The sequence below is a fragment of the Roseibium sp. HPY-6 genome (genome assembly GCF_040530035.1).
In the GTDB taxonomy this organism is placed as follows: Bacteria; Pseudomonadota; Alphaproteobacteria; order Rhizobiales; family Stappiaceae; genus Roseibium.
Window position 1 is genome coordinate 2,802,559 of sequence record NZ_JBEWCD010000002.1, and the last position, 24,640, is coordinate 2,827,198.

Annotated in this window: 17 protein-coding genes; 9 read left to right on the plus strand and 8 right to left on the minus strand. The window is 56.1% G+C overall.

What is annotated here, in order from left to right:
• Positions 1-10: 10 nt before the first annotated feature.
• From tssG to ABVF61_RS23970, 8 genes are all read right to left on the minus strand, one after another.
• Entirely contained in the window at positions 11-2,185 is a 2,175-nt protein-coding gene (tssG, locus tag ABVF61_RS23935; protein ID WP_353996037.1) for a type VI secretion system baseplate subunit TssG, read from the minus strand.
• Positions 2,182-4,179 carry a type VI secretion system baseplate subunit TssF gene (tssF, locus tag ABVF61_RS23940; protein ID WP_353996038.1) on the minus strand — a complete coding sequence of 666 codons (1,998 nt, stop codon included), beginning with the start codon at positions 4,177-4,179 and terminating at the stop codon, positions 2,182-2,184. The genes tssG and tssF overlap by 4 nt, the downstream gene beginning before the upstream one ends.
• Positions 4,176-4,727 carry a type VI secretion system baseplate subunit TssE gene (tssE, locus tag ABVF61_RS23945; RefSeq protein ID WP_353996039.1) on the minus strand — a complete coding sequence of 184 codons (552 nt, stop codon included), beginning with the start codon at positions 4,725-4,727 and terminating at the stop codon, positions 4,176-4,178. The genes tssF and tssE overlap by 4 nt, the downstream gene beginning before the upstream one ends.
• A 141-nt stretch (positions 4,728-4,868) precedes the next feature.
• Positions 4,869-5,354, minus strand: coding sequence for an Hcp family type VI secretion system effector (locus tag ABVF61_RS23950; protein ID WP_353996040.1), 486 nt, complete (start codon positions 5,352-5,354; stop codon positions 4,869-4,871).
• Positions 5,355-5,557: 203 nt separating this feature from the next.
• Positions 5,558-7,081 carry a type VI secretion system contractile sheath large subunit gene (gene tssC, locus ABVF61_RS23955; protein ID WP_353996041.1) on the minus strand — a complete coding sequence of 508 codons (1,524 nt, stop codon included), beginning with the start codon at positions 7,079-7,081 and terminating at the stop codon, positions 5,558-5,560.
• Positions 7,082-7,636: a type VI secretion system contractile sheath small subunit gene (gene tssB, locus ABVF61_RS23960; protein ID WP_353996042.1), complete on the minus strand. Its 555-nt coding sequence runs from the start codon at positions 7,634-7,636 to the stop codon at positions 7,082-7,084.
• A gap of 281 nt (positions 7,637-7,917) precedes the next feature.
• Positions 7,918-9,201 carry a type VI secretion system protein TssA gene (locus ABVF61_RS23965; protein ID WP_353996043.1) on the minus strand — a complete coding sequence of 428 codons (1,284 nt, stop codon included), beginning with the start codon at positions 9,199-9,201 and terminating at the stop codon, positions 7,918-7,920.
• Between the two features lie 71 nt (positions 9,202-9,272).
• Positions 9,273-9,989, minus strand: a complete 717-nt coding sequence (locus ABVF61_RS23970; RefSeq protein ID WP_353996044.1) for an OmpA family protein — start codon at positions 9,987-9,989, stop codon at positions 9,273-9,275.
• Positions 9,990-10,373: 384 nt separating this feature from the next.
• On the opposite strand from ABVF61_RS23970, the gene ABVF61_RS23975 reads away from it, so the two are divergent.
• The 9 genes from ABVF61_RS23975 to ABVF61_RS24015 all read left to right on the plus strand — a co-directional run bounded on the left by ABVF61_RS23975 (position 10,374) and on the right by ABVF61_RS24015 (position 24,636).
• Complete coding sequence (locus ABVF61_RS23975) at positions 10,374-12,200, plus strand: type VI secretion system Vgr family protein (protein ID WP_353996045.1); 1,827 nt, start codon at positions 10,374-10,376, stop codon at positions 12,198-12,200.
• Between the two features lie 45 nt (positions 12,201-12,245).
• The gene (locus ABVF61_RS23980; protein ID WP_353996046.1) at positions 12,246-12,836 is read left to right on the plus strand and encodes a DUF6931 family protein; all 591 of its coding nucleotides are present in this window, start codon (positions 12,246-12,248) and stop codon (positions 12,834-12,836) included.
• Between the two features lie 22 nt (positions 12,837-12,858).
• Positions 12,859-14,571 carry a type VI secretion system-associated FHA domain protein TagH gene (gene tagH / locus ABVF61_RS23985; RefSeq protein ID WP_353996047.1) on the plus strand — a complete coding sequence of 571 codons (1,713 nt, stop codon included), beginning with the start codon at positions 12,859-12,861 and terminating at the stop codon, positions 14,569-14,571.
• Between the two features lie 79 nt (positions 14,572-14,650).
• On the plus strand, positions 14,651-15,985 hold the full coding sequence (gene tssK / locus ABVF61_RS23990; RefSeq protein WP_353996048.1) for a type VI secretion system baseplate subunit TssK: 1,335 nt from the start codon (positions 14,651-14,653) through the stop codon (positions 15,983-15,985).
• Positions 15,985-17,595: a type IVB secretion system protein IcmH/DotU gene (icmH, locus tag ABVF61_RS23995; protein ID WP_353996049.1), complete on the plus strand. Its 1,611-nt coding sequence runs from the start codon at positions 15,985-15,987 to the stop codon at positions 17,593-17,595. Before tssK ends, icmH begins: the two co-directional genes overlap by 1 nt.
• A 40-nt stretch (positions 17,596-17,635) precedes the next feature.
• Positions 17,636-21,289 (plus strand): type VI secretion system membrane subunit TssM, encoded by a 3,654-nt coding sequence (tssM, locus tag ABVF61_RS24000; RefSeq protein WP_353996050.1) that lies wholly within the window; start codon positions 17,636-17,638, stop codon positions 21,287-21,289.
• 10 nt (positions 21,290-21,299) lie between these two features.
• Entirely contained in the window at positions 21,300-21,983 is a 684-nt protein-coding gene (tagF, locus tag ABVF61_RS24005; RefSeq protein ID WP_353996051.1) for a type VI secretion system-associated protein TagF, read from the plus strand.
• Positions 21,980-22,723 carry a PP2C family protein-serine/threonine phosphatase gene (locus ABVF61_RS24010; protein ID WP_353996052.1) on the plus strand — a complete coding sequence of 248 codons (744 nt, stop codon included), beginning with the start codon at positions 21,980-21,982 and terminating at the stop codon, positions 22,721-22,723. Before tagF ends, ABVF61_RS24010 begins: the two co-directional genes overlap by 4 nt.
• 20 nt (positions 22,724-22,743) lie before the next feature.
• Positions 22,744-24,636 (plus strand): serine/threonine protein kinase, encoded by a 1,893-nt coding sequence (locus tag ABVF61_RS24015; RefSeq protein WP_353996053.1) that lies wholly within the window; start codon positions 22,744-22,746, stop codon positions 24,634-24,636.
• Positions 24,637-24,640 lie beyond the last annotated feature (4 nt).

Below are 24,640 nucleotides of genomic sequence, written 5' to 3' on the forward strand. Positions count from 1 at the left end.
AATTTGAGACCTATTGGTAAACGGTTGTATGTCGGCGGACGGGTCTGAAGCGCGTATCCGTCAGCATCTCTTCGTCTTCATCGAAATCGGCGTCATCTGCAGGTTCAGCTGCGATGGGTTTGAGCCATCCGATGTGACCAAGCGTGGCGGAGCTGTTGCTGTCCATCAGGACAGCGGAAGCGCACCGTTTTGGAAGCGCAAGCTCGATTTCGTATTCAATTTCCAGACCCAGATAGAAATCGATCAGGTCGAAGAGCTTTTCGGTCCACGGGTTTGGTTTGGCGCGTGTCGGCGGGAGAAATTTTCGATACTCTTCAAGCGAACTGGTGAAGATGCGGATCCGAATTTTTTCGCTGACGCTGTAAACCTTCGAGCCGACAATCGTGTCCATACCCAGCTGTCCGGCGCCTCCCGGCCCCAGTCCTCCAATGCTGAGCTGATCGTCGGGTTCGAGATGCAGCCAGGTGCCGACGCATTGATCGATCTCGACATTAACGCCGAAGACGCCCGTGATCAGGGACTTCAGGCGCGCAGCGCTTTTGGTCTTGGGCGACGTCAAGCCCGCAAATAGAAGCTTCAGCCGGTCATCAATCCCATCAAGGTTCTGGTAGACCTCGCTGCCGATCCCGATGCTGGACCCGATATAGGCAAGGAAACGGTCATCATCAGGCCGATCATGCTGAACGATCGGGCGCGCATCGGCCCAGGCCCGGAAGAACAATTGAACGAAGCGATTGTTGAACAGGTCAAGGAAGCGCGGGAAGCTGTCTTCTCCCTGAAGACCGCGCATTATGGCTTCATCAGTATAGGCCGACGGCAACGCTCCCTGTGGTCCGAGCATGCCGAGAAAGCGTTCCAGAAGGATCAAGCCGTTGTCGGCATCGCGCGTTGCACGCTCGATCGTGGACGTCGGGAATTCGCTGGACGGATCCTGGCCAAAGCGCACGATGTCTTCCATCAGGCGACGGCTTTTTCCAACGCGCGGTGGCGCTGGTTCATCCGACTTCTTTGGACCCATACCGGTCGACGCAGCGCCGGGAGCGGTCTGTCCTTCAAGCATGCGCAGAACAGCGAGAAGGTCGTGTCCACCTGGGTGCTTTTGAATTCGCTCGCTTAACGCCGCAAGCAGCGATGCATATTGTTGCTGCACCGGTACTTCGATCCGGCTTTCGACCGGTGGCTCTACTTCCTCCGGTGCATTGGCTTCAGCCGAGGCACTTTCGCTCTCGTCAGGTTCTGGCGGACTGTCATCTTCCGCAGCGCTTTTCGTCGCAAGAGGTTCAATGTCGCTCGACGTATCAGCGGCTTCGACGCTAAAGGAGGCGGCCTCGAATTCCGGTGTTTCTGTCTCCTCGGCCGAAGTGTCATTCACATCAGCAACGGGGTCTGCCGGAGCCTTGTCATTCGCATCGGCTTGGGTCGCATCCGTTTCCATCGCAGCCGATGAAATCGGATCTCCAGGTTCCGGCCAGAGCTCTGCCGGTGGCTGGCTATCATCAGAATTTTCAGATGCCTGACTGACATCAGCCGAAGACAAGGTGCCGTCGGAGCCGATATCCACTGAGCGCGCCACCGAAGCTTCATCCACGGCGGTGAACGTTTCAGAAGAATCCTGGTTTTCAGCAGCTTGTTGTATCGCCTCCGCTTCTGTCGCAGGCGATAAAGTCGGTTCTTCAGATTCGGGCCAAAGCTCTAAAGATGCATGATTTCCGTCGGCTTCTTCAGATACTTGAACTGTGTCATCTGAAGATGAACTGGCTTCTGGCTCGGGCTCCATCGGCCCCGCCACAGGCATCGCATTATCTTCGGTGAGCGCGTCAGGGGAACTCTGGTCTTCATTATCTGATCGTGTCGCATCAGTTTCTATCGCGGGCGACAAGATCGGTTCGTCAGACTCTGGCCAGAGCTCGGGAGAAGCCTGATCTGCCTCTTTGACTGCGTCAGACACAGAGCCGTTTGTGCCGACTTCTGTGTTCAAGGAACTGTCAGTTGTGGCGGGTTCAGATTCAGTGCTTTGCGCCTCAACCGTCTCATCCGGTTCTGGTTCGACTGGCGAAGGTGTTTCATCGGCCTCGGGCCACGCAGACTTCGAACCTGCAATTTGGACAATCGTCTTGTCGGCCGCAACAGGACCGCTTTTGGGCCTTACTTTCGTCGTGCCATCATCGTTGGAGCCGTCGCTCATATGATCCCCTTCGCGCCGATCCGTGGGGGCCACCTCATGATCACCCCGCGTTCGGTGGTCGCGATTACGCATTGGGTGAAATGATTTATCGATGCATATTCGGCCAGGAACCGGTCGAGAACCGCACCCAGAAGGAACGCGCTGGAGCCTTCGAAAGCCTTGTCATCAAGTGTAATCGTAATCTCCAGGCCGCGTGCCACCCCGATTCCTGATTTTTGCTGCAGCCGCCGTACCACGGGGCGCGTTGAAACTGCGCGAACAGACTGTGCCTGACGATCGGCGGCATTGTCGGACAGTGGCGCGAACAGGCTTAAGAGATCCTTGAAGGAGCGACCATCCTGACCGGCCGCATCGTGTATGAGGCCTGTATGGTTGAGTACAAGAATATTGATAAGGCGCCAGGCAATCGCACCCGCGTGTCCTTCTTCGCCCAGCCTTTCGTTATACGATATCAGCGGCGGGCGCGGATGTGTGGGACCGGCGACACAGTCCACTTTCAGATTGATGTCATCCAGGATACGAAAATCGCCAATGTCGGACTTGTCCGGATTTGCGCCAACCGGCAGGTCTGCGGCGAGTGCTCGGTTCGACGCCATGACTTTTAGCGACAATTCGGCAAGGCGCTTGTTGCCGCTCTGCAGCAGGGCGGCTGCCTGGGCGCCACTGGAAATCGTTATGAAGGTTTCGGTCCCTATATAGGAACTCGGCTGCATTCTGCGCACTTCACTCGATGACTGCCGGCGGGGGAGGCGGCGAATGGTGTAAAACCATTCATGACCGGCTTTTTCCGTATCGGGTGCCACGCTGTAAAGCGGCTCAACGGAACGCTTTTCGCCACCGGAAAAATGGGCATTGACCTCGGTAACAGAATGCACTTCGTAGTCCAGAGGCCTTGTCCTGTCGGTGATGACGGCAAACTCGTGCTGTCCCTTCTTGATGGGAACACGATCTGTCGCACGCTCGAATAGATTGACGGCCGGGGCCGTGTGCAAAGCGAATATCTTGCCTTCGACATGGGAGGACAGGCGCGACTCGGCTTCGTCGAACACAAAGACGACTTCAAATGACTTCGCGTTGACGCGATCAAGGTAGCGGCGCAGACCGCTCAGACGGAACCCGAGAAAGCTGCGCGGAAAATTGAAGTAGTCCCTCAGATAGTCGAAGCCGACGAACAAGCGCCTGTCGTTGCGCAGCAGAGCGTCATCCTCGTCAAAACCCAGTTGTTCGACTGCGTTGACCGGAAAGCGTTGAAGGGATGCCTGACCATAAGCATCTTCAGTTCTGATATAGACGGCAATGGTGTGTCCGAAGATCTGCTCGTAGACTTTTGCGGCCAGGTCCAGCGGACCAACCAACCGAATTGGCAGCTCGTCTATCCGGCACCCGGCAACCTGGTATTCCGGCTTTTTCAGCGCTTCGTCGTCCGAAACCTCGTTTTCCCGGTCCTCGGCCATTCTGTGTGTCAATTTGATCGCAAGACCTGCGCGGACACGTCGGTCTTCGGCCATGGCGGCCCCGAGACCGGACACCTGAGCGGCGGAACTGAGATACTTCGCACCTGACAATTCCAAAGGCGTCAGCACGATTGGAGAGCTCAGTGTAAAGCGGCAACGAACCTCGCCCTGCCGCTCCCGGAAAACGGCTTCCATGGGGGAATGCCTGCTTACCTTGATCCCGTTTCTCAGGTTTGCGTCACCGTATTTGGGCGTTACGCGCGCCAGGACCATGGAGGGGATCGGCGCAAGGGCGGAGGGATAAAGTTGTTCGAAGAGATTGGATGTGAATTCGGAGAACTCGTGTTTCATCTTAAGCTGAACACGGGCGGCGAGAAACGCGGTTCCCTCCAGCAACCCCGACAGCATCGGATCGGAGCGGTCTTCCAGCAATCCACCCAACCGTTCTGCCACGGTGGGATAGGATTCGGCGAACGCGGCCCCTTGCTCACGCAAATAGATGAGTTCCTGATTGTAAAGATCCAGAAATTCCCGGTTCATGCGGTCGCCCCGATAATCTTGATGCGGCCGAAGGCCGGGTCGACGTCAGCGACGAACTCGCTTGCAACGCGTACCGGATCGCATCGAATTTCAGCTTTGATCAGAAAGCGTACCTTGAACGTATCGCTTTCGAATTCAGTGTCCCGAACCACCTGCAGGGTGCGTGGGTCCATGCGTGGTTCAAACCGGATAAGAGCTTCTCGAATGTCGTCCGCCAACCTTTCGATCCTGATCGTGTCCACGACATGGACAGACAGGTCCGGCAGGCCGAAATTCAGGATCGATCGTTCAACCTCGGGAAAATCGGAGAGGTCCTGCGTGGAATTGAGGTTCACAGTGTTCAGCAATGCCTGGAGGTCGCGCCGTACTTCAGCGAGCAGCGTATGTTCGGTCACGCCATAGCTGCGGGAAAGACGGCGTCCTGACTTGAGGTTCTTTCCCTTGGCACTTTCTTTCTGGCGCTCCTGTGCAGCTTTGTAGTCCGGATCGTCCATAGCCCGGAAAGCCCACATGAGCGGCGAATGCATTTTCACTGTCGATTTTGCCATCGGGAACGCCCACGCGAATCCAATTCCGAAGACTTGTGAGAGGCAGGTGGCGCTCGCGTCAATTACGCCCAGATCATGAGAAGTGCCCCTCGAAAAAGAACGGCTGCCACCGGGTAGGTGGCAGCCGCTTCGGCAAATGCCTTACTTCTTTTCGTTCGCAGCGATATCGAATGCGAACTCGGGTGCTGCACCCTTGGAACCGTCCGGCTTCTGTTCGGTGTACATGACTTTGTATTCACCGAAGTTCAGCGTCATGTTTGCGGTCACACGGTCTGCAGAACCACTTCCGCCAGTGGAGTAGCTGGTGACAATGATGTCTTTCATCTCGAGCTTGAGATACTCAATCGGGGTATCACCAGCAGCCTTACGGGTAATGAACATGCCTTTCGGGATGTGTTTACCGGTTGAAAGGTGGTTCAAAAGCGCAGGTGCGGACTTGTCGACATAGATCGTCAGGCTGAGGTCCTGGAAATGCGCTTTACCCGAACCGGAACCCGAACCCATGTGGGTCGTACCGGACTGCGATGCTCCCCAGGACCAGGACAGAACATCGATCTCGTCCTTGTGGGTTTTGTCCTGAGCTTCACCCTTGATGCCTTCAAGCTTGATAAATGAGTCAATAGCCATTTTATGTAATCCTCTTTTGTTCAGTCCGGTATCAAATGACCGGTACCGTTCTTCCAATGTTTAACATTTACCTCGGGCCTTCTGGCCCAAACCCCTAGGCGCGTTTGCGTCTCGTTGCACCTCCACCCGGGTAAACCGGGAGTGCATCCATGCGGGATGCGTGTCATCCGGACGGGCCGCCGCCCGGATGACAAGTTTGGAAATCAGGTTCCGTCTTGCGGAATTCTTGAGGCCAGGCTCATGCCGATATCCATGCCCTCAAGCTGATAGTGCGGACGAAGGAAGAACTGGGCTCTGTAGTAGCCGGGATTTTCCTCGTCATCGATGATGGTGACCTTGGCTTCACGAAGTGGCTTGCGAGCCTTGGTCTCCTCAGTGGAGTTGTCCGGATCGCCATCGACGTAATCCATGATCCAGTCGTTCAACCAACGCTGCAGCTGAGCAGACTCCTTGGTTGAGCCGATCTTGTTGCGCACCATAACTTTCAGGTAATGGGCGAAACGTGTGGTCGCGAACATGTAAGGAAGCCGTGCGGACAAATTGTCAGATGCTGTGGCGTCCTTGCCGTCGGGTCCGGAGAACTGGCGCGGTTTGAAGACCGACTGAGCGCCAAGGAAAGCAGCCTGGTCGGTGTTCTTGCGGTGGATCAACGGGATCAGGCCGAGGCGCGAAATCTCATGTTCGCGGCGGTCTGAGATCGCGATTTCAGCCGGGCATTTCTGGTCCACACCACCATCGTCTGTTTCGAAGACATGGGTCGGCAGATCTTCAACCAGGCCACCGCTTTCAACACCGCGGATCCGGACCGTCCAGCCAAACTCCTTGTAGGCCTTGTTGATGTTCGTGGCCATGGCATAGGCCGAGTTCATCCAGGCGTAGTTGTCGTGGCTTTCGTCCCCGAACTCTTCCTCAAAGGCGAACTCCTCGACCGGATCGGATTTTGCCCCGTAAGGCTGACGCGCCAGTACACGTGGCAGCGACAAACCGAGATAGCGGGAGTCTTCCGACTCGCGCAACGTACGCCATTGCGCATGAATTTCCGTGTCGAAAACCTTTGACAGGTCACGTTTGCTCGGCAATTCCGTCCAGCTTTCCATCTGCATAAGCTGAGGGTCGGCTGCAGCGAGGAACGGTGCGTGGGCAGCTGAGGCGATTTTCGCCATGCCGCGGAGCACCGTGATGTCCTGCGGATCGTAGCCGAACTCGTAGTCGCCAACGAGACAGCCGTAGGGCTGACCGCCAAGCTGACCGAATTCAGCTTCGTAGATCTGCTTGAACAACGGGCTCTGATCCCACTTGGCACCACGATAGCTCTTGAAGACGCCCGCGAGCTCCTTTTTGGAGATATTCAGGAACTGCAGCTTGAGCGAAGCATCTGTCTCCGAATTGTGAACCAGGTAGTCGATGCCACGCCAGGCGCTTTCGAGTTTCTGGAACTGCGGCGCGTGAATGATTTCGTTCACCTGCGACGTCAGCTTTTCGTCAAGCTTGGCGATCATCTCGTCGATGGTGTCATAGACATCATCCTTGATCAGTGCCTGGTCGCCCAAAGCTTCGGACAGGAACGTCGACATGGCATTATCGACAAGTTCGTTGGCCGTTTCGTTTTCGCTTTTGATCCGGAAATTCTGCTTCAAAATGGAAGAGAATTCCTCCGGGCTTTGTTCACTCGTAGCTTCGCCGGCTGCGGCCCCACTTTTTTGAGCGCTCGTATCGGTGTTGCTCATTTATGCCTCCTCTTTGTCGCCTTCCGCAGCGTCGTCACCTTTGGATGAAGCGCTTTCGGCCTCCATCTTCTGTGCCAGTGCCTGCATGAGCGCAGGATCGCGGGTCAGCTCCTCCAGCTGGCTGATCGCCTGAACGCGCCCGTCCATCATCGTGCGCAGGGCTGCAAGACTGTTGCGAGCATCGAGCAGCTTTTTTAGCGCCGGAACCTGCTCGGCGACTTTGCCAGGTGTGAAGTCGTCCATATTCTTGAAACGAAGTTGCACGCTCATTTTGGAGTCGTCTTCGCCGGACAGTTTGTCCTGCACAGTGAAGGACGTTCCTGGCTCGATGGCTTCCATGCGCTTCGAGAAGTTGTCCATGTCGATGTCGAGGAATTTGCGTTCATCGATGTCGGATTTTTCAGCGCCCGGATTGTCACCGGACAGATCAGCCATGACCCCCATCACGAAGGGCAACTCGACCTTCTGTTCCGCGTCAAAGGGATCCTCATAAAAAATATGGACCCGCGGTGGTCTGTTGCGCTTAATGAAGCTTTGACCGCTACTTGATGCCATTGTACTTGCCTTTCATATTTTTGATCCGAGAAAAATTAGATCAAATTTAGTCAAATACTCTCGCGGTACGTGCAAATGTTTCGAATTTGTTTGTACCGCGTTTTGTTCTATGAGTTTGTATTTACAGCGATTGACGGATTTTTGTAGTGACGGCAGTCACACGTATGTCGCTTTGAAATTTTCCCCCAAATATTGAGGACCTGTTGCGGCTGTGAGTCAAGGAGAAGTATGTGAACTCTAGGGAACCAAAGACGTTTCGACGGGTCATGACAAATTCAGCCTTACTCTTCTTCCTCGGGCCGCAAAAAGAGATTGAGCAGTCCGGTAAACGACCCTGTACTCATATTTTGTGCCTCTTCCAGCAACATGGGAATCGGGCTCGTCGGTTCGTTTGCGGAGTAGTACCCCTTCACGGCAGAAATACCTTTTATGGCATCGTTGCGATTTTCGATGACCATCACTGAGAATTCTTCGATATCGCCGAGATCCCGTTCTTCGCCTTCGTTCAGCTCAAGCAGGCGGTCGTTCGACAATTGAAGTCCGCTGGCACCCAGAATGAGTGCAACTTCTTCGAATCTTCTTGGCATCAGGATTTTGAGGGCGTCCAGATAGGACTTACCGACCAATCCTCTTGCTTCGCGCACCAAGAAGAGGGAGGGGTGCGAAGGTTCGCGCAACGAATAGTAATCTTCTACCGCGTCAAGAATCAGTTTGGCCTGTGCGGCGTTTTTGATTTCAAGGTTTGCGGTCGATGATGTGCCCGCCTCAGAAGTTTGGGCTGATTCATCATCTGCCGCACCTTCCGCGTCTTCCGGCGACATGCGCCCCAGGCGGACATTCAGCTCCGCGTTCATTTCCTGCAGGAGCGTCGTCAGATTCTCGTAGTTAGGCGGTGTCGCCTTGGCTTCGGCCTCTTTCAGTTTTTCGGTGCATACGTCGGCGATTGCCTGCAATTCAGCGGGCAGTTCGCTCAGGTCGCGCAGGACATCGTCTATGGCATCCTGTTCCAGCTCACCCGATGTCAGGGCCGCTTCGATCGCGCCGAGGGAAATGATGTGTTCGTTCGGTTGCGGCGTCACATCGCCATTGGCAATTTTGATCGCGCGATAGCTGATTGGGCCGCTGCGCCGTGTTTTGAGGAGAGGCGCCGCCTCGAGTGGCAACCTGACCGTCGGTCTGTTGTTGAACGCTTCGAGAGCGCCAATGCGCTCCATGAACCCGAAATCCGCATCCGACGGATGTACCGTGTCCCAATGGCTTTCCAGCAGCTTGCGGATGATCCTGATCACATTCGCAAACAGATGCAGCTGACCATTCAAAAGTGCGAACTGGGCCAGCATCGTCAGCAGGCGGACATCTCTCGATTGCTTGAGAAAACCCTCCATCTGCTTGAAAATATCCGTGAATTCGATCTCCGATTTATCGAAGTCGCTGAAACGCTCTGGGAGCATTTCCTCACACGAATCCATCAGTGCCGCAAAGGCGGGTTCCGTGTCATAAAGATCAGGACCGCATCCAGCACCGGGGGACACTTCGCTGCCATATGTGTCCGGATCGAAGTTCATTTGATTTCCTGCCCCAATTCAATGCTTCTGCCGGAGTTGGTTCCGGCAGAAGCGTCGCCCGGATTGTTGTGTTATTCCAAGACCAGCTTGCTCTCGACGCGCCTGTTCGCCGGATCGTTGACATCGGCAACCTTTGGGCGGGTTTCGCCATAAGCGACTGTTTTCAGTCGTTTGCGTTCTACGCCGAGCGAAACAAGATATTCGGATACGGCCTGTGCCCGGTCTTCTGAGAGACGCTGATTGTAGTTGAGCGAACCGATGCCGTCGGTATGGCCTTCGATAACGAACACTGCGTTTGCAAGTTCAGGATCGGCTATGCCTTTTGCGAATTCCTTCAGGTTTGCGCGGGCAGCCGGGCTGAGGCGTGCAGAGGCATTTTCGAACGATACGAGCAGATTGAAGCCTGCGTCGATCGCCTTGGTATCCGGATCCACCACAAGGGTTTCGGCCGTTTGCGCCTCGTCGCCGGTGGCATCGCTTTCGGCTGTAACGGCAACCTGGCCGCCTTCCTGCTTTGCACCGTTGGGATTACACTCATCCCGCGTTCCGATGCAGAGCGCACGCGTCGCGCCGGTCGGTTTCAGAGAACGGGTTTTCAGCTGCTTGAAGTGTTTGCTGACTTCATCGGCTGAAAAAGTCGCGTCCTGCGCAACCGCGGACCCGGGCGCTAGTGCGCTCATCGAAACTGCGAGCGCCAGCGCGGTGCTCATTGTCAGAAATTTCAATTTCGAAAAAGTCTTCTCGGCGCGCTGAGTTGATGTGCCGGAGACGAAGTGGCGATGGGTCACGATTTCAATCCTCCCTTTGGAGTTTGGGCGAGCAGTGTCGCAATGGATATTGAAATACATGTGCCATAAACCAGAAAAAAATAATGTGGCGAAAGTCACTAAACTGCGGTTTGAATTCAGTATGTCAATTTGTGACGAATAAGCAAGAGGACCAGGGTGTGAGATATTCGTGAGTTAGTTAAGAATCTAATGTGAGTTTTTAAGGCATTTCTTGACAGTTGGGTAAGTTGCCAAACAACTCTTGGTAAAAATCGGATTCGGTGTTTAAATTTTTGCAACAACTGTGTTCCCGAGCACATCAATTTTGTCGCAAACGGCTTAAATAAGAAGCAGACGCCTGCGCCAGCAGCCGAATGCAATTTAAGTATTTTCAAGGAGACCTCCGTGGCCACAGGACAACTCAGACAAACCGATCGCATGGCTGAACTCACATCAGTCTTCGGCGATGATGTGCTCTCTTTGGTCACCATTGATTGCGACGAAGGATTGAGCGAGGAATTCGAGATTCGCCTGGAAGTGGTCAGTCAGCAGGAAGACCTGGATTTCAACCAGGCGCTCGCGACTCACATGACGGTGAAAGTCAAAACCAACAACGGCGACATCCGGTATTTTGACGGTTTGCTGACGGATGCCAAGTGGCTCGGCCACAAGGACGGCTACTACCGGTACAAGCTGATGCTGCGCCCCTGGTACTGGCTGCTGACCAAGAATTCAAACTGCAGAATGTTCAAGGAGAAATCAGCACCCGACATTATTGCTGAAGTCCTCGGAGAGCATGATTTTGCCGATTTTCAAAACAAGCTGACCGAAAGCTACGATCCAATCCATTACTGTGTACAGTACAGGGAGTCGGACTACGATTTCTGCTGCCGGCTGATGGAGGAGTTTGGCATATCCTACTGCTTCGAGCATCAGGACGGCAAACACATGATGATTCTGGCAGACGCCAAATCCTCCTACAGTCAGATCGAAGGTGACCCGAACATCCCCTTCATTCCACTTGCCGGCGATAGCCAGCGTGATGAGGAGCATCTCTACGATTGGGTTGGCGGGCGAACCTTCAGAACCGGCAAATTTGCGGTCAACGATTATGATTTCGAAAAACCGAGTGCCTCGCTCGAAGCGGAGAAGGATGCCGGATCACCTTACCGCGCCGGATCGCTTGAAAAATACGACTACCCCGGACGCTACACCGAGAAAGACAAGGGCACGAAATACAGCAACATTCGCCTTGAAGCTGAACAGGCGGGCGACAACCGTGTTGAAACAGCCGGTGAAGTGCCGCGGTTTTATGCCGGCGGTCTCTTCACACTGAAAGAGCACCCGCATGGTCCGCAAAACAAGGAATACCTGATCGTTCGCGCGAGTCATCAGATCATTACGGAAAGTTACCGGTCCGGCGAATCCGCGTCGCAGGGCGAAGCGTATACCGGCACTTACGAAGTTCTGTCAGCGGATATTCCGTTCCGAACACCCGCGAACACGCCTAAACCAAGTATACCGGGACCGCAGACAGCGAAGGTCGTTGGCCAGGGCGAAATCGATGTCGACGAGTACGGTCAGATCATGGTCGAGTTTCACTGGGACCGTGACAAGACGCAATCGCGCCGCGTCCGGGTTGCACAGGTTGTTTCCGGCAAGAACTGGGGTGGTGTGTATATCCCGCGTGTCGGACAGGAAGTGATCATTCAATTCCTGGAAGGCGACCCCGACCAGCCGATCGTTATCGGAACAGTGTATAATGCCGAGAACATGCCTCCATATCCGCTGCCCGGCGAAAAGAACAAGTCAGGCATCAAGACCGATTCGACAGTCGGTGGCGGTGGCTACAACGAGTTTGTCCTCGATGATACCAAAGGCCAGGAGAAGATTGGTATTCATGGTCAAAAGGACATGGAAACCGTCATTGAGAACAACGATCACCTGCACGTTAAGAACAATCGCACGACCAAGGTCGACATGAATCGAGAAGAAGAAGTCGGAGTGAATGTGACCGAAGATATCGGAATGATGTGGACGGTCGAAGCCGGAATGATGATAAAATTCAAATGCGGTAACAGCACGATCACCATGACGCCCACGATGATTCAGATTAAGTCGCTGATGGTACAGGTAAAAGCGGATACGACCATGCAAGTTCAGGGTACCATGACGCAGGTCAACGGAACCGCGAACCATATGGTTCAAGGCGGTGTCGTTCTGATCAACTGACCTGGTTCGCTGGAATTCGGCCTGTCTGTAAATGGAGTGAATTGAATGGGATCACGGATCCGTTTTACAAAGGCGGCGCAGGTGTTCGAGGCCTTTGCCGAGTTGCACGAAGATGTGCAACCGGCAGAAGGCGATGTCTCGCCGCAAGACCACACGTTGGCACTTTTGGAGGGCGACGATCCGCATACGGCGATAACCTTTTTCGCTTACATATTACCGAAGCCGGAGGCCGTCTGGTGGGGGTTGAAATGCGTCGAAGGACTTGACACCAATAAGAGCGAACACGATCGGAAAGTTCTGGATCTTTGCGCCAATTGGGTACGCGAAGGAGACGAAGAGGCGCGTCTTGCGGTGCTGCCGGAGACGGAAGACTTCAACAACAACAGCCCGTCAGTTTGGATCGGGCGTGCCGTCGCCTGGTCTGGCGGATCGTTGTCTCCAAATCCGGACTTTCGCGTTGACGTACCTCCGGCATTAACGGCGAAGGGGGTTAACGCGGCGGTGCAATTGGCTATTGCAAACCAGGATCGCGCTGGAAGGGGCGAAGCGCCGAAACTATGCATAAGATCTGGTTTGTCATTTGCCGAAGGTGGTGTGATGCCGGTCGTGAGCGTGACAAAACAGGCTGTAACCTGAAAGTAAGTGGGACCTCTCGGGAATGCGCATTACGCTCCAGATTGAAAATGTGGATCGGCTCGAAACGGGTGGCCAGGTGTCTTACTCCTGTGCCGACCGCGGGTTCGACATCGGCCGGCATGAGCACCTTGACTGGAGCTTGCCGGATCCGGAGCGTGTTGTTTCGGGAAAACACTGCGAAGTGCGCTTTGAAGGTGGCAACTTCGTTCTCTACGACGTTTCGACAAATGGGACGTTTTTGAACGGCAGCCCCAACCGTATGGACAAGGCGCATGCGCTTCGATCCGGTGATCGGATCATGATTGGTGATTACATCGTCAAGGTTACGCTGGACGCCGAGCAGGCCATGGGCGCCGGTTTCTCCGGGGCATCTCCCGGCGAACCGCAAGCGCAGCCCGCGCCCTGGCAAAGCCCGCAACCTTCCGCGCCGCCGGTCCAAGAGCCGCAGTGGCCGGGGGCATCGACACCGGGTCAGCCTGCCTATCCGGTTGAAGAGGCAAACAATCCCTGGAATACGCCGTCAACAGGCATGGAAGGGCGGCATGCACCACCATCGCAGGCCCCCGGGATCGGGACGCCTGCAGATGATGTCTGGAGCCAGCAGGGGCACGGTTGGGGGAGCGCCGATCCGGCACTTTACGATCCGCAGTCGAACACGCCGCAGGCTGAAGCAGCGAGACCAGCTCAGGCCGACCCTCTGGATCATCTTGCGCCGCAGCCCAACCTTCAGCCGCAAGATCAGCAGATCGCGTACCCGCAAGCCCCACAGCCTGCGCCCCCGCAACCTCAAGCGTTCCCGGGTGGTCACCAGGAGGCGGCCTCAAATCAGGCGGCAGAGCCCCTGTTCAAGATGCCGGATATGGCCGCAGAGGAAGCGGCTGGCACGGACGAGGGAGCATTGCAGGCGGTGAACACATCCAGCGCACCGGTTGCACAAACTGATGCAGGAGCAGCAGCCTCGCCGTTCCCGGAAGCCCCGGCAAGAGAGTCCGTGCCGGCAGACGTCGAGCCTAAAATTGAAACATCTCCGGCGGAACCAGCGCAAGCAGCAGTGGAAGCTCCTGTTCAACCGCCTCAGGCAGTCAGCGAAGCATCGAAACCACAAGCAGTTGAAAGCACGCCTAAACAAGAGACTGCAGCGGGGAACAACGGAACCGATTTCCTGAAAGCGTTTTCGGAAGGCGCTGGTATTCCAGCATCTGTGCTTGCGGACCGGGATCCGGAAGAGTTCGCGCGGGAAATGGGCTCAATCCTTCAAGGCATCACAAGCGACCTGATGGGACTTTTGCAGGCGCGCAGCAAAGTGAAGGCGATGACCAGGAATGCAAATCGCACGCTGATCAGCCGGAGCGGCAACAATGCGCTCAAGTTCTCGCCCACGCCCCAAACGGCGCTTCAGACAATGCTTGCGCAAAATGTCGAGGAGACCGGTTATCTGCCTTTGCCGAAAGCCATGACCGCAGCGTTCAAGGACATTCAAAAGCATCATGTGTGGACCTACGCGGCCATGCAGAAGGCCGCGGCCCGTTTTGACGAAACGCTGTCGCCCAAAGCGATTGAGGAAGAGGGCCAGGTCGCCAAGAGTACCTTCGGCAACCAGAAGGCAAAACTTTGGGAGCGGATGCAGGAACGCTGGACTTCGCTTTCCGGAGCTTACGACGATGGTCTGGTTGGTGTTTTCACGCAATACTTTACGGAAAGCTATGAAGAATTTTCAAATGACGAGCCGGAGTGAAAATCCGTGCATGCATATTTTAAATTTAGCAGGAACAAGAGCGCGCAAGCGCCCTCAAGCATAAGGGAGCAGTGCCTTAATGTCGTGGTATAGCAAAGTTGCATGGACCGAAGGCCTGTTTCTAAGGCCGCATCATCTGCAGCAGAGCGACCGCTATGCGGAGCATCTGCTCGATGAGCGCGTCAGACTTGCCTCTCCCTATCCCTGGGGTTTCTCGGAAATCGAGATCGATCAGGATGTCGGTCAGCAGTGCCGCTTTGCCCTGAGATACGGGCGCGGTATTTTCCCTGACGGCACGGTGTTCAACTTTCCGGCAGATGGCACCCCGCCGCCGGCAATCGACGTTCCTGAAGACTCCGCCGGACAGATCGTCTGGCTCGGCATTCCTGAAACGACCGTAAACGCGGTCGAAGTCGCAGATGGCCGCGAGGATGCCGCGACACGATATGTTCAGGGCAGGGAGACCATCATCGATTCCACGTCTGCGATCCGGCAGGAAGAAGAAATCGATGTCGCCCATCCTCGATTGGTCTATTCGATCCGCTCGACCCCGCATCCCGGGCATGTCTGTCTGCCTGTTGCACGTATCACCGAAATCAAGGACCGCATTGTCATCACCGACAGCACATTCGCCCCGCCTGTCCTGGCGTGCCATGTGCATCCGGTCGTAACCGGGTGGATCGATTCTGTCATTGGCTGGGTTGAAAGGAAACTGAGCGAATTGGCCCGTTATGCTGCCGATACATCAGCCGGCGGCGGTTTGCAGAACTTCGACTATCTGACACTGCAGATGCTCAACAGGCTTCATCCGCAACTCATGCATTTGCGCAAATCAGCCTATGTCCATCCCGAACGCGTCTATTCTGAATTTCTGCAGTTGGCCGGAGAACTCGCAACATTTGCGACCGAAGAACGCCGGGCGCGGAACTACCCCGTTTACGATCATGACCGTTTGCATGACATATTCAAACCGGTCTTGTCCGACATCCAGGCCTTCCTGTCCGCAGGCTATGACCGCAGGGCGATCCGTCTTCCTTTGGAGCAACTCGCGCCGAACGCGTTCAAGTCGACAATTGTCGACCGGAACCTGTTCTCCCAGGCAAGTTTCGTTATCGAAGTTGCAGCACGTCGTCCACTGACGGAGATTCAGAACGAATTCCCGCGCCTCTTCAAGGTTGGCCCGTTCGGGCAGATGCGCCAGATCGTCTATTCAAATCTGCCGGGTATCCCGTTGATCCACATGCCTGTTCCACCCGCGCAGATCCGCGCGCTGACGGATCGGGTTTATTTCCGGCTCGACAAGACGACACCTCTCTGGCGCGAGTTCAGTCAGGATTCAGCGATCGGGTTGCAGTTCTCCGGTAACTGGCCCGATCTGCAGCTTGAATTTTATGCCATTCGGGAGGGACGATAATGTCGGACAGCGACGATCCCTTCGGCGTTTCCAAACGCAAGGGTAAAACGATCGTCCGGCCAAATCCGGGAGGACGGTGGAGCGAAACGTCTCAGCCAGGAGCGCCACAAGCGCCTCAGCAGCCATCCGCGCCGCCACAGGCGCCGTCCGCACAGCCGACACCGCAGGCTCCCCAGCAACCAGGGCGGGCACCTGACCCCTGGCAGGGTGGGCGCGGCACAGGCCCCGATCCTTATGCGCCGACACCGGCCGGATACGAATATGGACAGCAAAAAGCGCCGGACATCAGGACGCCACCACCTGAACAGCCATCAGCGCCTCCGCCACCACCTCAACCGCAGCCTCATGGTGCTGCGCCCGGAGCCCAGACGACTGGTCAGTTGGCGCAAACGCCCGATATCAATCAGATCCGTGTCGCAAACCGGAATCCGATTTCGCGCGCCGCAGCGCCGCTGCTGCTTCTGCTTGGCCGACTGCATCTGACGATGACCGACGCACAGTTCGATGCGTTGATGCGCGATGTTTACAACGCAATCAAATCCTTCGAAAAAGACCTGCGAAGTGCCGGCATCACCGACGACCAGATTCAGTCGGCGGCCTACGCGCTCTGTGCGACCTCAGACGATATCGTTCAGAACCTTCCCTCGGCAGGGCGGCATCAATGGACGCAGTATTCGATGCTGACCCAGTTCTTTGGACAGGCGACCGGCGGTGTGGAATTTTTCCAGGTTCTGGAAAAGGCAAAGCAGGACCCGGGACGCAACTATGGCGTCCTTGAGGTTATGCACTCCTGCCTCTCGCTCGGGTTTTACGGAAAGTATCGCGCAATCCAGGGCGGACAACAGGGGCTTGAGCGGGAGCGCAGGGATCTCCATGAGATCCTGCGTCGTGTCAGACCACGACCGGGTGATGACTTGTCCCCCCACTGGCGCGGCCTGGAGCTTTTGCAGAGACGGACCGGTTTTTCAGTTCCGATCTGGTCGGTTGCAGCCGTTGCAGGCGCGCTTCTGCTTGGCGGGTACGTGACCTTGATGCTGCTTCTTGCCAGCGGCAGTGAGGTCATCGCGAGCCGCGCAAGTGCGCTTTACCCGACTGGCCCCGTCGAACTCGCGCGCGAGGGCTATCAGCCGAAACCGCCGCCCGCGCTCGAACCGCCGGCCAATGCGCCGATTGACACTTTGTCGGCGCAACTGGCGGGAATTGACGGTCTTGAGATCGAGCAGGCCGGTCCGGCAATCATGCTTCGGATGCGCGCTCAGTTCGACGTCGCAGCAGCGACACTGCGGCCCGAGTTCCAGCTGCTTGTTGAACAGGTCAGTCAAACGCTCAATGAGGTGGACGGGGAAATTCTTGTTGTTGGTCATACTGATAGCGACCCGATCCGCAACAATCCGCGTTTTCCGACCAACTGGCATCTGTCCGTTGAACGGGCGAAGTCGGTTGCCGACGTAATGCAGGCCATTTTGAAAAAGTCCGACAGGGTCCAGGTGGAAGGGCGCGGTGCGGAAGAGCCGATCGCTCCCAACACCAGCAGTCAGGGCAAAGCGCTCAATCGCCGGGTGGAGGTGTTTTTAAAGCCTCCCTCAAAGGGACTGGTGATCGAGAATTGAACGTCAACTCCGGGGCAAAGATAGAAACAAGGCATTATCGATGAAATTCTGGCTCGGAATAACGGCAATACTGATCGGCATCATTGCGCTGATCGCCCTGATCTGGTTCGGCGGACCATTTCTTGCCATAGCAGGCGTGCGTCCTTTTGAGCCGCTATGGGTCCGGCTTCTTCTGGCGGCTCTGATCCTGCTGACGATTGGTGGCTGGACGGTCTACCGGATTTACAAACGCATCGCTGCCAATCGCGCTCTTGAGCAGGAAATCATTCAGCCCAAGGCGAGTGAAGAGGATCTGCAGATCCTTTCGGAGCGCATGAAGGATGCGTTGAAGACTCTTAAGACGGCGAGCGGAAACACGCGGACGTATCTTTACGATCTGCCTTGGTATCTGATGATCGGGCCTCCTGGCGCCGGTAAAACCACTGCACTTGTCCATTCGGGACTGAAATTTGCCAACAAGCGCGGGAAGGGCGAAGAACAGAAGATCAAGGGACTCGGCGGCACGCGATACTGTGACTGGTGGTTTGCTGAAAATGCAGTGCTGATCGATACCGCCGGTCGCTACACCACGCAGGATTCGGACGAGGAACACGATCGCGAGGCGTGGATTGGTTTCCTGAACATCTTGCGCAAGGCAAGGCCGCGCCAGCCGGTCAACGGTGTCATGGTCTCCATCAGTCTGGAAGACCTGATGACGCTCTCCGACGAGAAGCTGAAAGAACACACAGATGCGATCAGGGCGCGCCTGATTGAACTCTACAAGACTCTTAAGATCGACTTTCCCGTCTATGTCATATTCACCAAGGCGGACACGGTTGCGGGTTTCATGGAGTTCTTCGGCTCTTATCCGGAAAGCCGGCGCAATCTGGTTTGGGGGGCGACATTCCAGACCCGCGAGAAGAACAAGAACATGGTCGGGGAAACTCCGGCCGAGTTTGACCTCTTGATCGAACGCCTTAACGAGGAACTCGCCGACAGACTTCAGGAAGAACCCGACCCGCGCGCGCGCTTGATGCTCTACGGGTTCCCGACACAAATTGCAGCGCTGAAAGACAGGATTACAGGCTTCCTGAACGCCATATTCGAGCCAAGTCGGTACTATCCGAATGCCGTCCTGCGCGGGTTTTATTTCACCTCCGGCACGCAGACCGGTACGGCGATTGACCGTGTCATCGGCTCCATGAGTCAGGCCTTCGGAACCTCCTACCAGGCAGCAGCTTTATCCGGGCAGGGAAAAAGCTATTTCCTGAAAGACCTGCTCAGCAAGGTGATCATCGGCGAAGCTGGTTGGGTGACGCACAACCGGCAGGCCGTCCGTATGGCCACGGCAGCGCGGATCGCGGCCTACACCGCTATTGTGCTTGTGACGCTCGGTCTCGGAAGCCTCTGGACGATGAGCTATCTGAACAACCAGGCCCTGATTGACGAGACGGCAAAAGCCGTGGCTGCGGTCCGGGCTGAAGGCGAAGGCGTTCTTGAGCAACGCGTTGTTCGCGACGACAGCTTGCGCGATTCCGCCTATCTCCTGTCTTTGCTGCGCAGCCTGCCTGCCGGCTACGACAGCCAGGACAATCCGACACCCTTTCTGGAAAAGTTCGGATTGAGTCAGCGGGAACGCCTTGAGGCGGCGGGCATCACGTCCTATCGCAGCGGGCTGGAGCGACTGCTCAGGCCCCGTCTTCTGTTGCGCATTGAAGAACAGATGACGGATGTCCTCGACAACCGCACGGGTCCCGGCGGCCAGGATATCGATACGCTCTACAATCTGACAAAGCTCTACAGGATGGTCGCGGGTGACGCGCCCGAGATCGACAAGGATCAGATCAAGAACTCCTTCAGGGCGGACTTCCTGCAGAGTTTCCCCGGACGCCAGGGGGAAGTCCTTCGCAATGAACTCAACTCCCATATTGCCGCGATGCTGGATCTTGATTTCGGCGGAAACGTCCTGACCGATCAACTCGACGGTGTGCTTGTCGCCGAAGTCCAGAGAGAGCTGGCCCGGGTCAGCCTCGCGGAACGTGGCTATGCTCTGCTGAAGTCCCGCTCGAAGGGTCTGACGAGTGAAGACTGGATCGCGGAACAGCGCGGCGGCCCGGATATGGAAACGGTGTTCGAAACGGAAAATGGCGATACGCTCGATACCGTCATCGTCGACCGTTTCTATACCTACCCCGGATTCCATCTTTCCGTCCTGCCGAACCTTGCGGGTATCCGCGAGGAACTGGAACGGGATAAATGGGTGTTTGGCGATATCAGCGAAGCGGATGCGTTTTCCGACCAGTATCAATCACTGCCGGCCGAAATCCTTGCGCTTTACACGAAGGATTATATTGCGGCCTGGGAAGAAGCGCTTGGCAATCTGAAATTCAAGTCCATGCGCAACGACAAGCCGCTTTATACAACGTTGCAAGCCGTTTCCGCACCGACGTCGCCTGTCGTCCAGCTTCTTGAAAGCATCCGCAACGAGACGCTGTTGACCCAGGACCTGTCGCAGGAGGGCATTGCAGGTGCCGTTGGCGGCGGAAATGCTCAGGACGCCGGATCGGAAGCAGCCCAGAAGGTTTTCCAGTACTACGTTCTGGACAGGGCCGGTGGCCTGAAGCGCATTGGGCTGGAGGCCGGCATCAAGGCGCTGGCTCCGGGCGGTGTATCAAGTGCCCTCGACGCTGCCACCGGAAATGACGGTCCTGCCATCATCCCGGGCAAGGCGATCGAAGATCATTTCCGCCCATATCATGTGCTTGTCGAAGGTGAAAACAGTCGCAAGATCGACGCGCTCTTGCTGAATTTCAAGAACATTCTCGACAATCTTCTCGTCGTTGCCAACAACCCGCTGCAGAGCGAGACGGCAAACTCGAACGTGCAGATTCAGGCTTCTCTTCTTCGAAGTAACGCCACACGTTTCCCGCAGCCGTTCGACAAGCTCATTCTGCAAGCTGCCAAGGAGTTCGACGAGGAATTCAAGGAGACTTCGATCACGCAGCTGAATGAAAAGCTCAAGTCCCAAGTCGTGGAGGCATGTCAGCGCACAGTGTCGCGAAACTATCCGTTCACGAACGGCCGCTCGGAAGTGCCGATGACCGAGTTCGCCAAGCTTTTCTCGCCGAATGGCATCATGCAGCAGTTCTTTGATCAGAACCTGAAAGCCTTGGTGGACACCTCTTCGCGACCGTGGAACTGGAAGCCCGAGGTCTCTCAGGCCGACAGGCTGTCGAATGCCACACTGCGCCAGTTCGAAAGAGCTGACCTGATTAAGCAGGCGTTTTTCCCGACCGGGAACGCATTTCCGTCCATTGGCCTGCAGGTTGTGCCGCGTGCACTGTCCCAGCAGGCAGATGCGGCCAGCCTGGAGGTCAACGGCAATCTGGTTCTGGTTACGCGTGGACCGGGTTTCAATGCCGATATCGAGCCACTTCCTGCCAGTTTCGACTGGCCAAGTAACACGGCAACGCCTCGCGTGGTTCTGGTCATCCAGCCGGAGGTTCCTGGCTACAGATCGCGTCAGGAGATCCATGGCGACTGGGCTTTCTACAGGTTCGTCAGAGCCAACAGGGTCAGCTCCGGACAAAACAAATTCGTTGTCAGGAAAACGCTTGGTGGACGGCAGGTTGCATTCACGGTGACGCTACGCACAAAGCCGAACCCGTTCTTCCTGTCTGCGGTCGGCGACTTCAAATGTCCGACAAGTTTTTGAACGGAGCGTCATGACGAACACGGTCGGATATTTCGGAAAGCTGCCGGACCGTGCCGATTTTGTAATCGGCCGATGCCCGAATGGCTTCTCGAGGATCTGGGAACCCTTTCTGATGCGGGGCCTTGCGCAGTCGCGAGAAGACCTCGGCGCTGCCTGGGAAGAAGCCTATATGACCATGCCGGTCTGGCGGTTCCTGATCAGGCCCGAAACGGGAGAAGGCGACACTGCCGAACCCGTCTGCGGTGCCTTCATGCCAAGCGTCGACAAGGTTGGCCGCAAGTTTCCGCTGACGATTGCAGGCTCTGCAAGTGGCTTGACGGAAACCGCGATGCCCGATGAGGCCTGGTACGATGCGACCGAGGCCGCACTTTTGAGTGCACTCGACGATGAAGCCGACCTTGAAGGTTTCAAAGCTGCGGTCGCCGGATTGGGCGAACCGTCAATCGGCCCGAACCCGGCACACTCTGACGAAGGTCGCCTTCTGGAAGCCGGAGACAGCACGGCCGGAAGGCTCAAGACGGTCTTCTGGTGCCGTGCCGGGCAGGGGGCATTTGTCTTCCGGTGTCCGGGATTGCCGGAGGAAGGAGCATTTCAATGGCTGCTCCTGCCTGAAGTATTTGAAACAACAGACATGAAGTCCGAAGTGGCAGGGCAAGAACATGGGCGATTCCATTCGGAGGATCACCAAACATGATGCAGCCAGAAACCAGGGAACTGAGGGGATTTTCGATAGGCCTGACCCATGTCGGTTGTGTTCGTGAGGAAAATCAGGACACGTTCTACTGTGATGAGAAAAAAGGCGTTTTCGCCGTTATGGATGGTGCTGGCGGTTTGAACGGGGGCGCCATGGCGTCAAATCTCGTCAAAGAAGCACTTACGACAATCAGGGTGCCGCTGAGCGCTGTTGATCTTCTGGATCAGTTCGAGGGCCGTGTGATCGATGCCAAAGAGCAGATCGAGCAGGCGTCCGCAAAGGCGAACGGCGCTGCCATGGGAACAACCATTGCCGCCCTTTTGACTTACGGCGTCAATTTTGCCTGCCTATGGGCTGGTGACAGCCGGGTTTATCGGCTCAGAAACGGTCAAATGGAACAATTGACCACAGATCACACCGAGGCACAGGAACTCGTCGATCAACAGGTTCTTACAGAAGAAGAAGCCAGAAACTTTTCCCGTCGGCATGTCATTACGAGAGCCATCGGGTCGGGCGTTGATCTGGAACTCGAACTGGTCTCCGGAAACTTGCAGCAAGGCGATCGCTTTTTGCTTTGTTCCGACGGATTGACCGGGCATCTTGAGGACGCGGTAATTGCAAGTTGTCTTCTGGACGGGGCACAAAAGTCGGTTGCCCATGGATTGTTGAACGGGGCTCTGGAACGGGGCGGGGCCGACAACGTGACCGTTGTGGTAGTTGATATTGATCAGATTGGTTAGGGTGAAGGAGAAGCCCGCTTATGAATCCGGATGACCATCTTCTTCCGATAGGAACGCGGCTCAACAATCTTTACGAAATTGAAGAGCATATCGCCGATGGCGGTATCGGAATTGTCTACCGGGCACGGGATATCGAAAGCGGCGACCCGGTCGCGATCAAGGTGCTGCTGGCAAATTTTGCAAAGGATCCGATGATCCTTGATCTGTTCAAGCGGGAAGCCAAAATTCTGCGGAAGCTCAAGCACGATGCGTTGACGCAGTATTACGTGTTCACCAAAGAACCGACCCTGGGCGTCTATTACCTCGCGATGGAGTTCGTGGGCGGGCCCTCTCTGAAATCGCGGCTGGAAGCCGGTGCGCTGGAGCCGGAGGCGGTCTACAGGCTGCTCGTTAGGGTGGCCTCGGCTCTGCAGGCTGTCCATGACCGCGAGGTTATTCACCGCGACCTGTCGCCGGACAACATCATTCTGCAAAACGGCGATGTGGGTCAGGCCAAGATCATCGATTTCGGAATATCGCGCGCGAATACCGGCGGACCGACAATCATCGGTGACGGCTTTGCCGGCAAGGTCAATTACGTTTCGCCGGAGCAGGTCGGGTTGTTCGACGGAAAGGTCACGGCAAGAAGCGATATCTATTCCCTGGGGCTGGTCATCAACGAGGCGCTCACCGGCAGACAGACGGATATGGGCGGTACCCAGGTTGAGATGATCGAGAAACGCCGGATCGTTCCCTCGCTTGACGGGGTCGATAACCGCTTTCGTCCTCTCCTTGAATCGATGCTTCAACCCGACCCCGCAAACAGGCCGTCCTCGATGGGTGAAATTGCGGAGTGGACGCTTGGCGCACCCATGTACCGGCCTGTCGAGGAAAAAACGATTATCAGGCCCTCTGCGCCACCGCCTGAACAGTCCGCACTTGACCAGCCGCCGCCACCTGTTCGCTGGGGGCGCAGGATTCTCGTGGCGCTATCACTTCTCGGATTTGCCAGTGTCGGGGCAGGTGGGGTCTATTTTCTCGTTGGGCGAACCGTTCCCACGATCGATCAGAAACCGGTACTTGTTCCGCAGCCGCGCGAAAACGCTCCCAAACCACCGATCCAGACCTCCAATCAGGGCGGTGGAACTTCGAATCAGATTGATGACGGGGGACAACCGCCTAAGCCAGTTGAACAGAACGGCCCGGATGACAAGACGACAGATTTCACGCAAGATGGTGGCGGCAACCTCACTCCTCCACCGTCCAACAACCCGGACAACGGATCGACGAACACTCCAATTGAGCAGGCAACGCTCAAGCCTGAGGATCGCGTCCGGAACTTCATAAGCAACTACAAGGCGGGAGATTGCATGTACCTGCAGCCCGTTCAGGTTGCCGCAAACTCTGCAGAAATCGAGGGGTTCGCCTCGCGCACTCCACCCTTTATCGCATTTGACAGTGACTTCACCCGTCAGCAGGGTTTCGAGGCGAAGATACAGGCAAACCTGGTCTCTGACGCACAGTGTCCTGCCGTCTCCTTTCTCCGTGCGACACCCCAGGGAAATGAAAAGACTGAACTGCGGCTGGACATGCAAAGAACGGTGGTTCCCAACGGAGAAAACATGGCGGGCCGGATCTCCGGCTTCGACCCATCGACGGGTGAACTCGGACTTTTGTTTGTCTCAAGCAACGGTAAAGTCAGCAATCTCTCTCCGTATCTGCAATCGGATGACGGCGGTGCAGGGTTCGTGGTCCCGCTGAACCTGAAAACACAATCTGAAGAGACCGGCCTGATCATTTCCATGGTTGGAACAAATCTCGTCTCGAATCTTGCCGTGCGGAGGGAAACGCAGGCCGACAAATATTTTGACGCATTGATGCAGGACCTCCCGATCTTGCGGGCAACGGCAACCACGGTCAAAGTGGTACCCTGAAGCA